Source organism: Actinorugispora endophytica (assembly GCF_004363075.1).
Classification (GTDB): Bacteria; Actinomycetota; Actinomycetes; order Streptosporangiales; family Streptosporangiaceae; genus Actinorugispora; species Actinorugispora endophytica.
Genome location: NZ_SNYN01000010.1, coordinates 58,331 through 71,518 on the forward strand (window position 1 = coordinate 58,331; position 13,188 = coordinate 71,518).

The window sequence follows — 13,188 nt, forward strand, 5'->3', positions numbered from 1 at the left end:
GCCGTCCGATGGAGCACGAACCACGCACTCGGGCGCTGCTGACCACGCTCAAACGCGTGGCGGGCGCGTTCAAGGCCGACGGGGTGCCGTTCGCACTGAGCGGGGGCTTCGCGGCGTTCGCGCGGGGGGCGCCGCCCTCCCGGCACGACGTGGACTTCGCGGTGCTGCCCGAGGACGCCGAACGGGCCCTGGAGGTCCTGGCCAAGGCGGGCCTGACGCCCGCCGACACCGTGGAGGACTGGCTGGTCAAGGCCCACGACGGCGACGTCCTCGTGGACCTGATCCACAGTCCGTCCGACCTCCCGGTCACACGCGCCATGCTGGACCGCGCCACGCCCCTGAAGGTGGACTCGGTGCACGTCCCGGTGCTGGACGCCACCGACCTGCTTGTCATGCGGCTGCGCGCCTTCACCGAGCACGAGTGCGACTTCGCCGGGCCGCTCGTCACGGCCCGGGCGCTGCGCGAGCAGGTGGACTGGGAGCAGGTCCGCGTCCGCGTCCGCGGCTCCCCCTACGCACTGGCGTTCCTGGTGCTGCTGGGAGGTCTGGACGTGATCAGCAGAGAGGAGAGCGGAATGCCGCACGAGGCTCCGCAGTACGCGGCGGGCCACCTCCAGCAGACACTGGCGGAGGATCCGCGCACCGCCGAACAGGGAATCCGGGTGCGGGTGGTGGGGGAGGACGTCTATCTGTCCGGAGAGGTCTCGTGTCCCCGCCGCCGCCTCAAGGTCGTCGAGGTGGCCGAGGAGACGATGGCGGGCTACCGCGTCCACGACGAACTGTCCGTCGTCCGGATGGACGGCCCGATCCGGGAGGAGCGACTGCCATGATCACCGTCGCGGCAGTGGGTGACGTGCACCTGGACGAGGAGATGCGCGGCCGCTACCGGGAGCGGCTGGGGCGGCTCGCCGACGACGCGGACGTGCTGCTCCTGGCCGGGGACCTCACCAAGCACGGCACGGTCGAGGAGGGCCGGGTCGTGGCGGAGGAGTTCCGCGGCCTGCCGGTGCCCGTCGTCGCGGTGCTCGGCAACCACGACTACCAGTCCGACGCCCAGGACAAGATCGCCGAGACGATGCGGGCGGAGGGGATCACGGTCCTGGAGGGCGACGCGGTCGCGCTCGACTGCGCGGGCGGGCGGCTCGGCGTCGCCGGGGTGAAGGGCTTCGGCATGGGCTTCTCGGGTAAGTGCGCCTCGGAGTTCGGCGAACCCGAGATGAAGAGCTTCGTCCGGCACTCGCGCGACGCCGCCGAGCGCCTCCGGGAGGCCTTCAAGTCCCTGGACACCGAGCTCACGGTCGCTCTCACCCACTACTCGCCGGTCAAGGACACCCTGGTCGGCGAGCCTCCGGAGATCTACCCGTTTCTGGGCAGCTACCTGCTCGCCGAGGCCGTCGACACCGCGGGCGCGCACCTGGCGGTGCACGGCCACGCCCACAAGGGCACCGAGTGCGGGCTGACACCGGGCGGGGTGCGGGTGCGCAACGTCGCGCTTCCGGTGCTGGGCCGCCCCTACGGCGTGTACCGGATCCAGGACTGACCCGCCGGACCCGCGTCACCGCGCGGCGGCCCCTCCCGGTCGGGAGGGGCCGCCGCGCGGTGGCGGTCAGTGGCCGCCGGTGGCGTCGGACACCGCCGAGCTCACCTCGTTGGGCCCCTCGTAGTCGCGGTCCTCGATCTCGCGCAGCGCGTCGAGCACGTGGTCCCCGGCGCTGTTGTTCCGGGCGTGCCTGACGAGGTCGTCGCGGCCCGCCGGGTACTCGATGCCGGCCAGCGCCTTCTGCACCTCGATGAACGTCGGGTCTGCCATGGTCGTCTTCCTTCCGGTGTGCGGTGTTCGTGCGGGTCCGGGCGGGGCGCGCTCAGACGGCCGAGCCGGCCAGGCGCAGGGCGAAGTGGTCGAGCATGTGCGGCAACGGCCGGTCCGGGCCCATCCGGCCCGGTGCCACCAGCCGGAACTCGCGGCGCTCCAGCAGCGCCGCCAGCAGCGCGGTGGTCGTGAACAGCACCAGGTCCTCGCCCGCGCAGCGCGCCGGACCGCCGCTGAAGGGGACCACCGACCAGTCCCCGGCGGTGTTCCCCTCCAGCCACGCCTCGGGCGCGAACCGGTCGGCGTGGGGCAGGTGGTCGGGGTCCCGGTGGAAGAACGCGCTGAAGACCACGAATGCCGTGCCCGCCGGGGCGGTCGCGCCGTCCCACACGGTCTCGGCGGTGCTGTCGCGCAGGATCGCCAGAGTGGTGGGCCACAGCCGGACCGTCTCCATGACGGCGGCCCGCAGCCGGTCCAGCCCGGCCACTCCCCCGGGGTCGGACACGTCGTGCCCCGCGAGCTCGGCGCGGACCAGCGCGGCCTCCTCCGGGTGCGCCGCGATCAGCGCGAGCGCGCGGAAGGCCGTGATCACGGCGGCGTCGAAGGCGAACAGCCAGTGCGGCACCTGGCCCGCCGGATCGGTCCCGGCCGGAGCGGCCGTCCGGGCGATCTCGGCGGCCAGGCTGCCGGGCTCGGCCCGGTCCAGGTACTCGTTGACGCGCTCCTCGAACTCCGCCCGCGTCCGGTCCCTCCGGGGACGCAGGTACAGCCAGTTGGCGTCGGCGCGCAGGCGGCGCAGCAGGTCGGTGGTGTACCGGTCCTCGCGCGCGGAGTCGCCGAACACGATGCGCCGCACCGCGTTCCAGCAGGACGGGGCGAACCGGGGCCAGGTGAGCTCGCGGTCCGCGCCCAGCGCGTGGTCCAGGACCTCGACCTCCTCGCGGACGGCGGCGAGGAAGGAGGCCGCCAGGGCGTGCGCCCGCTTCCCCGTGCCCAGCGCCTCCTCGTTGAACCGCCGCCGCGCGGGGCGCGCGTCCCCCCGGGTGACGAGCAGCGCGTGCGGCTGGAAGTGCGCGAGCGCGCCCTCCTTCTCCCTGCTCGCCGGGGTGAACGGCTCCGGCGACCCCATCAGCACGCGGCGCACCTGGTCGGGGGTGAGCAGCAGGACGCCGCGCCTGCCGAGCACGTTGACCCGGACCGGTCCGGGTCCGTGCGCGGCGCGCATGCGGCGCAGGACCCGCCCCGCGCGCCCGTCGGTGTCCAGAGCGGTCGCCGCGGCCTCCCAGAAGGGTCTCCGCAGGACGGGGCCGCGGGCCAGGGTGGGGACCAGCATGGTCGCGACGACGCTCAGCTGCTCCGCCGCCGAGGCGCGCGGAAGCGAGGGCGGGGAATCCGCCGTTCCCTCCATGGGGGTGTCCTCCTCGTCTCGGCCTCGGGCGGTCACTCGGGTTCGCCGACGCCCGGTTCGTCCCCCGGACGGGGCGAGTCGGGCTTGAGCGGGTCGTGTCCCAGCCCCATCAGGGCGTGCCGCCACTTCTCGTCGTCGGGCCGGGGGTGCGACAACAGGGCGGCCACCTCGTCCACCGCGTGCCGCATGGTCCGCACGTCGTCGTCGGTCAGGTCGGTGCGCCGCTTGTCCAGCACGTGCAGGACGTCCCGCCCGGTGGCGGTGATCCCCATCGCGGGGTCCGAGGTGAAGACCTCCGGTCCCGAGGCGTCGGTCAGCAGCCACGAGCGCAGTTCCGCGCCGCTCATGTTGACGGTCTCGTGGAACCGCGTCCACAGCTCCGCGTCCTCGCCCTCAAGACGGTCCTCGGCCATGTCGGCCTCCCTTCCGTTCGTTCTCGCGGGGTGTCGGCCCTGTCGGCCCAGCTACCGAATCGCCTTCTCCGCAAACCCCCGCACCGCCTCCCCCGCCGCGTTTGGACGGGGCCGGGGGTGGTAGCCGCAGAGGTGATCGCGGGCCGCCGCGCCCGCGCGGACCCGGGGAGCCGGTCGTGGGAGTGCTGAGAGCCGGAGCGCAGGGCGGCGCGGCGGGGGTCGCGGCGACCCTGGCCATGAGCGCGGTCATGGTGGCGGGCAGGAGGTCGGGCAGGGTCGGGCGCCTTCCGCCGAAGCTGCTGACACGCCGGCTCCTGCCGGGCGGGGGTCCGCACACCCCGCGCTCGGGGGAGGACGCCGCGACCGTCGCGGCGCACCTGGGGTTCGGCGCCGGGGCCGGCGCGGTGTTCGGCGTCCTGACCGGTGGCCGGCGGCCGCGCGTGCTCACCGGGGTGGCGTACGGGCTCGGGGTGTGGCTGCTCGCCTACGAGGGGTGGGTTCCGGCCCTGACCGTCCAGCCGCCCGCGCACCGGGACGCCCCCGGACGCGCCTGGACCATGGCGCTGGCGCACGTGGTCTACGGCTCCGCCCTTGCCTCGGGGCTGCGCCGGATGCGCGGGGGCGCGTGATGTTTACCCGTGCGGGGCGGGGTTAGGCGCACGGAGGAGTACCGGAGGAACGAGAGACCGGGAAGCAGTGCCACCGACAGGAGGACGCGATGGTCACCCAGACGGAGGAGTTCCTGCGCCTTCACCCGCGCGAGAGCGGGACCGACGCCGAACTGCTCAGGAGCTGCATCGAACGGCTGGCCACGTGCGTGCAGGCGTGCACCGCCTGCGCCGACGCCTGCCTCGGCGAGAGCGACGTGGCCGGGCTCGTCTCCTGCCTGCGCACCGACCTGGACTGCGCGGACGTGTGCCGCGCCGCCGAGCAGGTGCTGACCCGGCGCACCGAGCCCCGCCCGGACCTGGAGCGGTCGCTGCTCCAGACGTGCGTGGTGGCCTGCTCCCAGTGCGCGCTGGAGTGCGAGCGTCACGCCGAGGCCCACGAGCACTGCCGCCTGTGCGCGGACACGTGCCGCCTGTGCGAGGAGGCGTGCCGCCGGCTGCTGGCGGCGCTGTGACGAGAAGACCCCGACCAGAGGAGGACCGGCGATGCCCGCCGAGGACGAGATGCCCGGCACGCTGCGACGCTCCCCGAGCAAGGCGCGGCGCACCTGGGCCGAGGCCCACGACTCCGCCGTCGAGACCTACGGCGAGGGCGAGCGGGCGCACCGCGTCGCCTACGCCGCGCTCAAGCACGCCTTCGAGAAGGTCGGCGACCACTGGGAGCCCAAGGAGGGCAAGGGGCCCTCGGACGCCCAGGCTTCCCGTTCGGGAGCCGGACGGGGGGAGGACCGCCCCACCGCCGAGGGAGTGGACGCCAACGCCTCCAAGGAGCACCTGTACGCGAAGGCCCGCGAGCTGGACGTTCCCGGCCGGTCGGGCATGACCAAGGACGAGCTGGTCGACGCGCTGCGCAAGGAGAACCGCTCCCGGACCAGGAAGGCGCGGGAGCGGGAGAAGAAGGGATAGGCCCGCCGCCCCGGTCGCTCACCAGCGGATCAGTTCGCCCGGGGCCCGGACGGGCACGCTTGGGCGGCCCTCCAGCAGGTCGTCGCAGGCGGCGAGGGTGTCGCGCACCGTGATCGAGGCCAGGCCGGGGTCGAGCCGGTCCGCGTGCGGGTCCCCGGTGGTCCCCGCCCACAGGCACAGGTGCCGCTCGATGTCGATCAGGGGCCCCCACACAGCGGGCGACGACGGGCCGAACAGCAGGACCGACGGCGTTCCGTAGGCGGTCGCGAGGTGGGCGACCCCGGTGTCGCCGCACACCAGCAGGCGCGCGCCGGCCACGAGTTCGGCGAGCCTGTGCGGCGTCGTCCCTCCGGCCAGGACCGACCGCGGTTCCAGGCCCGCCACCCGTGCCACGCGCTCGGCGAGGCGGCGCTCGTTCGCCGAGCCGGTGACCACGACGCGCAGCCCCCGCCCGCGCAGCCCCCGCGCGACCTCGGCGAACCGCAGCTCCGGCCAGCGGCGCGAGCCCGAGGACGCCCCGGGGTGCACGACGGCGGTCCCGGACGGGACCGCGCTGGTGTCGGGGGCGGGCCACCGCAGGTCGCCGGGGCGGGTCGGGATGCCGAAGCGCTCCAGGAGGCCGCACCAGACGTTCACGTCGTGGAGGCCGCCGGGCCAGCGCGGCCGGCCCGGCCCGGCGTAGGTGTGGTGCCGGTACGACCAGAGCCGCCCCGGGTCGAGCCCGGCCAGGGCCCCCACGCTCAGCGGACCGCGGCCGTGCAGGTTCACGGCGATCTCCGGGGGTCGCCGCTTCCCCCACGGCAGGGAGTCGGGGCCCTCCACCACGAGGGTCTCCCAGTCCAGCCCGGCCAGCACCAGCAGGTCCCGGTAGGACTCGGGGCCCGCCAGGACCCGGCGGTACCGGGGGAAGGCGCGTTCCAGGGCGCGCAGCGCCGGGACCCCGGTCGCGAAGTCGCCGAGGCCCAGGGCGCGCAGCGCCACCAGGACGGGTCTGCGCTGACTGGGGACGACCCGCCCGGATCCGGTGGACTCCCGTTGGACGCCGCGTTGTTCTGCCATGGCGCACGGCTACCGAAACGGCCGGGTCTCAAACCCCGCGCCCAGCGGGGCGGCCGCCCTCGGCGGCCGCCCCGCTGGGCCGCTCCGCCCCGCTACTCGTTGGGGCGGGCCGCGCTGATGTCGGCCAGCGCCGACCTCGGATCCCGCTCGATCGCCAGGTCGCCGATCGAGACGACCCCCACGATCGTGTCCCCCTCCACGACCGGCAGTCGGCGCACGGACTTCTCACGCATGATCCGCGCGGCCTCGGTGATGTCGGCGTCGGGTGACACGGAGACGACCCGGGAGCTGCTGACGGAGTCCACACGCTCGACGTCCGGCGCGCCGCCCTGCGCCACGCACCGCACCACGATGTCCCTGTCGGTGAGGATGCCCACGGGCTTGTCGTTCTCGGCCACGATGACGTCGCCGACGTCGGAGTCGCGCATCAGCGCCGCCGCGTCACGCAGTGTCGCCGTGGGCGGGATCGTGCGCGGCCGGGCGGTCATCACGTCACGGATCTTCTGGGCCACGGTTCCGCTCCTTTCCTTCCGTTCGGTTCCACCGGATCGGCTACCGGTCGGAGGGCACTTGAAACACCCTGGCCAGGGGGAATCGGGGGCTTGCGGGAACGCGCCGAAACAGGGTGCGGACGAACGGGGTGAAACCGCGCTCCCCGGATAGCAGTTCCGCGCGGAGCGAGGGAGGGACGTATGAGAGTGCGCGGATTCCGGAGGCCCGGCCGCGACGGGTTGATGTCGCCGGAGGACCGCAGCCGTCGGGTGGAGCGGATCGACGTGGTGGTCAAGACCGTCGTCGCCGCGGTCGCCGCCTGGTGGCTGGCGCTGCTGCTTCCCGGGGGGACCACCCCCTACTTCGCGCCGATGGGCGCGCTCGTCACCGTGTACCCCACCGCCGCGCGCTCGGTGCGCGAGGGGCTGCGGTACGCGGCGGGCTTCCTGCTGGGGGCGGCGATCGCCGTCCCGGCCGGTGTCGTGCTGGGTGTCAACGCCCTGAGCATCGCGCTCACACTGCTGGTCGCGCTCGTGGTGGGGCACTGGCAGCGGCTCGGCGACCAGGGCTTCCAGGTCGCCGTCACCGCCCTGTTCGTCCTGCTGTTCGGCGGCGACCACGCCTGGGACTACACGCTGCCGCGCCTGGCCCACCTGGGCATCGGCATCACGGTCGGGCTGATGGTCAACGTGGTGGTGCTGCCGCCGCTGTACGTGAGGCCCGCGGACCAGAACCTGACCTGGTTCGGCTCGTCGATCGCGGCGGTCCTCGACGAGCTGGCGCTGATCACCGCCGACCCCGAGCGCGGATGGTCGCGGTGGAAGGAACTGGACGACGAGCTCGGCCGCAGCGGACGCGACGCGCGGTCGGCCTTCGACCGCGCCTACGAGAGCGTGCGGTGGAACCTGCGGGCGCTGTCCCCGAAGCGTCCGCCGCTGCCCGAATCAGCCGACATCAACACGCTGGAGCAGGTCGCGGCGCTGACCCGCGGCATCGGGTACCTGCTGCGCGAGACGCTCGACAGCGAGGAGCGGACCGAGTTCGACGCCGGGTTCACCGAGCGGTTCACCGAGGTCATGGAACGGATCGGCGCGGCGGTGCGGCGGTTCGGCGAGGCGTCCCCCTCCGGAGGACGGATCGACACCGGGGAGGCCTGGGCCGGGCAGCGCGCCCTCGACCGCTACGTCGCCGGTCGGCACCGCGCGGCCGAGGTCGACGACACGCAACACCAGCTCGCCTGGCGCACCCACCGCGTCCTGCGCGAACTCCCCCGATGAGCACGGCGCGGTTCGGCGCGCGGCTTCCCGGGTAGCCGCGCGCGCATGAGAATCGGTGAACGCATCCGTCGGATCGAAGAGGCCGAGAAGCTGGACCAGGCGGTGGCCGTCGTCAAGCGGATGGTGGACCGCGTCCCCGAGGGGCGGCTGCGCGACGTGCTGCACGGCGTCCAGCTCGGCCATCCGGCGCATCCGCTGCTCGTCCAGGTCCCGATCGGCGTCTGGACGTCGGCGCTGCTGCTCGACCTCATGCCCGGCGCCCGGCGCCCGGCCCGCGTTCTGGTGAACGTCGGGCTCCTGGCGGCCGTACCGGCCGCGCTGGCCGGTGCCGTGGACTGGTCGCGCATGCGCAGGCGGCACCAGCGGGTGGGCATCGTGCACGCGGCGGCCAACGACGTCGGCATCCTGCTGTTCGGCGCCTCCTCGCTGGCGCGGGCGCGGGGACGGGACGGCCTGGGCAGGGCGCTGGCCATGGCGGGGATGGGCGCGGTGGGGCTGGGCGGCATGCTCGGCGCGCACATCGCCTACTACCGGACCGGCGGCGCGAACCACGCCGACCACCTGGTCGACCTGCTGCCGTCCGGATGGCACGGGATCGGCCGGATCACCGACTTCCCCGACGGGAAGGCCGCGCGCGCCGACCTCGGCGACGTCCCGCTCGCGGTGGTGCGCCGCGACCGGGACGTGCACGTGCTGGTCGGCACCTGCGCCCACATGGGCGGCCCGCTCTTCGAGGGCGAGGTCGACGGCGACTGCCTGCGCTGCCCCTGGCACGGCAGCGCCTTCAGGACGGCCGACGGCGTGGTGGCGCACGGACCGGCCACCGCGGCGCAGCAGGCGCTGGAGGTGTCCGTACACGACGGCGCGGTGAGCGTCCGCCGCCCGCCGCGCCTGGGGTAGGGGCTCGGGCGCCCGCGGACAGGGACCTGCTCGATGACCTTGACGCCAGCGTTCCACTTCGTCCGTTTTGTAGAACGCAAACGTCAGGATCGTCAACGGAACCCTCGTGGCATGCCCGCCCGAAGCACCGGTACGCGGATCACCCCGCGCCGGAGCCTCCCTGGAGCAGGTGCGCGTTGACCTCGCGGACGAGGGGGGCCAGGGCGGGGACCTCGACGACCTCGCGGCCGGCGGCGCGCAGCAGCTCGGCGCCCCGGCAGTCCACGAACAGCTCGGGCTCCCGCCAGGCGAACACCACCCGCGGCACCGGCGTGTCGAGGATGAGGCCGGCGCACGAGCGCGGACGCGAGGCGCGGGCGCTGCACGGCTCCAGGGAGCTGTAGACGGTGGCCCCGGCCAGCCGGGGGTCGTCCGCGGCGAGCGCGCGCAGCGCCGCCTCCTCCGCGTGGTCGTGCGGGTCGTCCCGCCGGGAGTACCCGTCGGCGATGACCCGGCCGTCCTCGTCCACGACGAGCGCGCCGACCGAGAACGCCGTGTCCGACGGCGGGCAGGAGCGGGACAGCTCCACGGCCGCGCGCAGCATCCCCAGGTCCCGGTCGGTGGCCCCGCCGCTCATCCGCTCTCCCCCTCCGTCGTGTAGCGCAGCACCGCCATGTCCCCCACGGCCCGGCTCTCCAGCAGCCGCATACGCGCCCCGGGGCCCTGCGGGAACACGCCGGGGCGCACGAACCGGGGCGCGTCCCGCTGCCCGACGAAGAACGGGGCGACCGCCAGGCGCAGCTCGTCGGCGAGCCCCCGGGTGAGGAAGGCCGTGTGCACCGCTCCCCCGCCCTCGACCATGAGACGCCGTACGCCCCGCCGGGCCAGGTCCGCGAGCACCGTCCCGAGGTCGACCGGATCCCCCGCGGCCACGACGTCGACCGTCACGGCCCCGGCGAACCGCCGCTCGGTCCCGGCCCGCGCGCCGTCCGCCACGTAGACGACGGCTCCGGCGTCCCCGGTGGTGAAGACGCGCGCCGCCGGATCGAGTTCCCCCGACGCGCTCAGGACGACCTTGAGCAGATGCGCGGGCCGGCCCCCGGCGAGCCGCCGCCGCTGCCTCTCGGGCGAGCGCACGAGCAGCCGCGGGTTGTCGGCGCGCACGGTCCCCGCGCCGACCAGGATCGCGTCGCAACCGGCGCGGAGTTCGTCGACCTCGTCGAAGTCGGCCTCGTCGGACAGCCGCAGCCGCTCCCGCGAGAGGTCGTCGACGCGGCCGTCCAGGGACATGGCGCAACTCAGGACGACGTGCGGGCGCGGCGTGTTCACGCGGCCAAGGCTAGGACATCGCGGCGTCCTCCCGCGCCCGGGAGCGGACGACACTCCGGCGGGAAGCCGGCGTGTGGGAACCTCCCCGGAACCGGTCCTGAGCACGTGTCGGGCGGTGTGGGGGCACCGGAGGCCGTGCCACGGGTCAGGCCCCGTAGCCGAAGGGGCACCCCTGGTCGGCCGCCCCGGTCCGGGGGTCGGGCAGGTAGTTGGGCATCAGGTCGGCCTCGTCGTAGTAGCGGTGGTACACCGGGGTGATGCCGCCGGACATCGGCGGCACGATCCAGGACCAGTCGCTGGGAACGATCCGGCCGGCCCGCTCCTCCTTCCTCAGGTGCAGCAGGAAGCGGCGGGACTCGGTGTGGTGGTCGGTGATGGTGACCCCTGCCTCGGCGAAGGAGTGCAGGACCGCCCGGTTGAGCTCGAGCAGGGCGCGGTCCCGCCAGAGGGTGTCCTCGCGGGAGGTGTCCAGGCCCAGGAGCTTGGCCACCTCGGGGATCAGGTTGTAGCGGTCCTCGTCGGAGAAGTTCCGGGCGCCGATCTCGGTGCCCATGTACCAGCCGTTGAACGGCGCGGGGTAGCGGAGCCCGCCGATGCCCAGCAGCATGTTGGAGATCACCGGGACCGCGTGCCAGCGCATCCCCAGGTCGGCGAACCACGGCAGTTCGGGGTGCGTGATCCGCACCTCCAGCACCGCGTCGGGGGGCACCTCGGCCACCCACGGCTGGTATCCGGGAACGTCGATGACCAGCGGAAGCACGTCGAATTGGCCGCCCGTCCCGCCTCGCCAGCCCAGTCCGCGGGCCATCGCGGTGAACCCGGCCTGCCCGGGGTCGCCGAGCACCGCCCCCTCCGGATCGCGCCAGCCCGCGTACCGGACGAGCTGCTCGTTGCGCACCCGTATCCCCCGGCCGTCGGGGGTCAGCGGCGGCAGCACGGTGACGGTCGGCCGGATCGCGCCGCCGTTGGTGCCCAGCCGCAGGTGCTCCACCAGCGCCTCGTGGACCGCGGCGGGGGTGTACAGCGTGCGGTGGTCGCGGACCTGGAGGTTGTTCCAGTAGAGGCGGCCGATGCACCGGCTGGAGTTGCGCCAGGCGACCTTGGCCCCGAAGCGGAGCTCCTCGGGCGTGTGCGTGTAGGTCCCGGTGCGGGCGACCGCCACGCGCACCTCGCTCCAGCGGGCCTGGAGGTCCCCCGCCCCGGGGTGCTCCGTGTGGAAGAGCCGGAGGAAGTCCTCGGCCTCGCCGAGGTCGACCTCGACCGGCCCCGCCCCGCCCGGGGGCTCCACCGCCGTGCCCGTTCCCCAAGCGTTCCGCCCCCGGACAACCGCGTCGCCACCGAGTCCCACGTCTGATCCTCGCTTCCCACGACCACGTACCGTCCGCGGCCACTCACGCGACCCTAGGCCCCAACGATGGTGGAGAAAACCGTGATTTGTCCGACCTGACCGGCAGAACGCGGGAAGAGCTGCCCGGACTCCGACTGTCACGTTTTCCGCCCGCGCCGCGGGGAGGACGCGACGGCCCGGGGGCTCCGGTCCCGGTGCCGCCCCGCCCGGTCGGTCGCGGCGGTCCCACGGGCCCCGGGTGGACCCGAGCTCGACGCACCGCGCAGACTGACCGGACGGTATGTTTCTTGGCCGTTCCCCGGCCCGACGCGATCCAGGAGTCAACCATGACCGACGTGTACGTTATCGACGCGGTACGCACCCCCTTCGGCCGCTACGGCGGCGCGCTGGCCGGCGTCCGCCCCGACGACCTGGCCGCGCACGTGGTCCGCTCACTCGGTGTGCGGAGCCCCGCCCTCGACCCCGCCTCCGTCGACGACGTGTACTTCGGCAACGCCAACGGGGCGGGCGAGGACAACCGCGACGTGGCCCGGATGGCGGTGCTGCTCGCGGGCTGGCCCACCCGCGTCCCCGGGGCGACCCTGAACCGGCTGTGCGGGTCCGGCATGGAGGCGGTGATCGCCGCCAACCGCGCGATCGCCGTGGGCGACGCCTCCCTGACGGTGGCCGGCGGCGTCGAGTCGATGAGCAGGGCCCCCTGGGTCCTTCCCAAGCCCCCCAAGGGCTTCCCCTCCGGGCACGAGACCCTGCACTCCACCACCCTGGGCTGGCGGATGGTCAACCCCGCCATGCCGGGGCGGTGGACCGTCTCGCTCGGCGAGAGCACCGAGCAGGTCGCCGAGGAGTACGGGATCGGCCGCGCCGAGCAGGACGCCTTCGCCGCGCGCAGCCACGAGCGGGCCGCCGCGGCGTGGGCCGCTGGGGTGTTCGACGCCGAGGTCGCGCCGGTCCCGGGCGCGGACCTTGAGCGCGACGAGAGCATCCGCGAGACCTCCACCGAGAAGCTCGCCGGTCTCAGGCCCGCCTTCCGCCCCGACGGCACCATCACCGCGGGCAACGCCTCCCCGCTCAACGACGGCGCGGCGGCCCTTCTCATCGGGGACGCCGCCGCCGCGGACCGGGTCGGGCGGGAGCCGCTGGCCCGGATCGTGAGCCGCGGGGTCGCGGCCGTGGACCCGGACCGGTTCGGCATCGGCCCGGTCGAGGCCGCCGAGACCGCCCTGCGCCGCGCCGGGATCGGTTGGGACGAGCTGTCCGTGGTGGAGCTGAACGAGGCGTTCGCCGCGCAGTCGCTGGCCTGCCTGAGGCTCTGGCCGGAACTGGACCCCGGGGTCGTCAACCCCAACGGCGGCGCGATCGCCATCGGGCACCCGCTGGGCGCCTCGGGCGCCCGCGTCGTCGGCTCGCTCGCGCACGAGCTGCGGCGGCGCGGCGGCGGCTGGGGCCTGGCCGCCGTCTGCATCGGGGTGGGCCAGGGGCTCGCCGTGGTACTGCGCGCCTGAGGCCGCTGACGCCGGGTCCCGGTCCCGCGGAACCGGGCGGGCCGGTCGGGAGCAGCGGGGGAACAGCAACCCCGCCGCATTGGGTAGGACCCCTCGG

Annotated in this window: 16 protein-coding genes; 8 read left to right on the plus strand and 8 right to left on the minus strand. The window is 74.6% G+C overall.

The features are described 5' to 3' along the window. The first annotated feature begins 8 nt into the window (after positions 1-8). Positions 9-830 (plus strand): nucleotidyltransferase, encoded by an 822-nt coding sequence (locus tag EV190_RS13940; RefSeq protein ID WP_133741985.1) that lies wholly within the window; start codon positions 9-11, stop codon positions 828-830. Further along, entirely contained in the window at positions 827-1,540 is a 714-nt protein-coding gene (locus EV190_RS13945) for a metallophosphoesterase family protein (RefSeq protein WP_133741986.1), read from the plus strand. Before EV190_RS13940 ends, EV190_RS13945 begins: the two co-directional genes overlap by 4 nt. A 66-nt stretch (positions 1,541-1,606) precedes the next feature. On the opposite strand, the gene EV190_RS13950 is transcribed toward EV190_RS13945, so the two are convergent. Genes EV190_RS13950 through EV190_RS13960 form a run of 3 tightly spaced genes read right to left on the minus strand, consistent with a single transcriptional unit; the run spans position 1,607 to position 3,631 of the window. Next, complete coding sequence (locus tag EV190_RS13950; protein ID WP_133741987.1) at positions 1,607-1,810, minus strand: DUF2795 domain-containing protein; 204 nt, start codon at positions 1,808-1,810, stop codon at positions 1,607-1,609. A 52-nt stretch (positions 1,811-1,862) separates the two neighbouring features. Continuing rightward, complete coding sequence (locus EV190_RS13955) at positions 1,863-3,218, minus strand: cytochrome P450 (protein ID WP_133741988.1); 1,356 nt, start codon at positions 3,216-3,218, stop codon at positions 1,863-1,865. A gap of 32 nt (positions 3,219-3,250) precedes the next feature. Further along, a complete protein-coding gene (locus EV190_RS13960) occupies positions 3,251-3,631 on the minus strand; it encodes a DUF3140 domain-containing protein (protein ID WP_133741989.1) in 381 nt (126 codons plus the stop codon). Between the two features lie 176 nt (positions 3,632-3,807). Here EV190_RS13960 and EV190_RS13965 point away from each other — a divergent pair, with 176 nt between their 5' ends. The 3 genes from EV190_RS13965 (at position 3,808) to EV190_RS13975 (ending at position 5,205) form a co-directional block, all read left to right on the plus strand. Continuing rightward, positions 3,808-4,260, plus strand: coding sequence for a hypothetical protein (locus tag EV190_RS13965; RefSeq protein WP_133741990.1), 453 nt, complete (start codon positions 3,808-3,810; stop codon positions 4,258-4,260). An 89-nt stretch (positions 4,261-4,349) separates the two neighbouring features. After that, complete coding sequence (locus tag EV190_RS13970) at positions 4,350-4,754, plus strand: four-helix bundle copper-binding protein (protein WP_133741991.1); 405 nt, start codon at positions 4,350-4,352, stop codon at positions 4,752-4,754. A 31-nt stretch (positions 4,755-4,785) separates the two neighbouring features. Then, on the plus strand, positions 4,786-5,205 hold the full coding sequence (locus EV190_RS13975; RefSeq protein WP_133741992.1) for a ChaB family protein: 420 nt from the start codon (positions 4,786-4,788) through the stop codon (positions 5,203-5,205). An 18-nt stretch (positions 5,206-5,223) separates the two neighbouring features. Here EV190_RS13975 and EV190_RS13980 read toward each other — a convergent pair whose 3' ends face one another. Together EV190_RS13980 and EV190_RS13985 are read right to left on the minus strand one after the other, a co-directional pair. Further along, positions 5,224-6,264 carry a glycosyltransferase family 9 protein gene (locus EV190_RS13980; RefSeq protein ID WP_133741993.1) on the minus strand — a complete coding sequence of 347 codons (1,041 nt, stop codon included), beginning with the start codon at positions 6,262-6,264 and terminating at the stop codon, positions 5,224-5,226. Positions 6,265-6,356: 92 nt separating this feature from the next. Beyond that, the gene (locus tag EV190_RS13985) at positions 6,357-6,776 is read right to left on the minus strand and encodes a CBS domain-containing protein (protein ID WP_166655459.1); all 420 of its coding nucleotides are present in this window, start codon (positions 6,774-6,776) and stop codon (positions 6,357-6,359) included. Positions 6,777-6,956: 180 nt separating this feature from the next. Here EV190_RS13985 and EV190_RS13990 point away from each other — a divergent pair, with 180 nt between their 5' ends. Further along, positions 6,957-8,033: an FUSC family protein gene (locus EV190_RS13990; protein ID WP_133741994.1), complete on the plus strand. Its 1,077-nt coding sequence runs from the start codon at positions 6,957-6,959 to the stop codon at positions 8,031-8,033. Between the two features lie 45 nt (positions 8,034-8,078). Next, positions 8,079-8,933 carry a Rieske 2Fe-2S domain-containing protein gene (locus EV190_RS13995; RefSeq protein ID WP_133741995.1) on the plus strand — a complete coding sequence of 285 codons (855 nt, stop codon included), beginning with the start codon at positions 8,079-8,081 and terminating at the stop codon, positions 8,931-8,933. A gap of 139 nt (positions 8,934-9,072) precedes the next feature. Here EV190_RS13995 and EV190_RS14000 read toward each other — a convergent pair whose 3' ends face one another. From EV190_RS14000 to EV190_RS14010, 3 genes are all read right to left on the minus strand, one after another. Beyond that, positions 9,073-9,549, minus strand: a complete 477-nt coding sequence (locus EV190_RS14000) for a deaminase (RefSeq protein ID WP_133741996.1) — start codon at positions 9,547-9,549, stop codon at positions 9,073-9,075. Continuing rightward, positions 9,546-10,202: a RibD family protein gene (locus EV190_RS14005; RefSeq protein WP_133742063.1), complete on the minus strand. Its 657-nt coding sequence runs from the start codon at positions 10,200-10,202 to the stop codon at positions 9,546-9,548. Before EV190_RS14005 ends, EV190_RS14000 begins: the two co-directional genes overlap by 4 nt. A gap of 184 nt (positions 10,203-10,386) precedes the next feature. Then, positions 10,387-11,529, minus strand: coding sequence for a nitric oxide synthase oxygenase (locus EV190_RS14010; protein WP_133741997.1), 1,143 nt, complete (start codon positions 11,527-11,529; stop codon positions 10,387-10,389). A 386-nt stretch (positions 11,530-11,915) separates the two neighbouring features. On the opposite strand from EV190_RS14010, the gene EV190_RS14015 reads away from it, so the two are divergent. Beyond that, positions 11,916-13,091 carry a thiolase family protein gene (locus EV190_RS14015; protein WP_133741998.1) on the plus strand — a complete coding sequence of 392 codons (1,176 nt, stop codon included), beginning with the start codon at positions 11,916-11,918 and terminating at the stop codon, positions 13,089-13,091. Positions 13,092-13,188 lie beyond the last annotated feature (97 nt).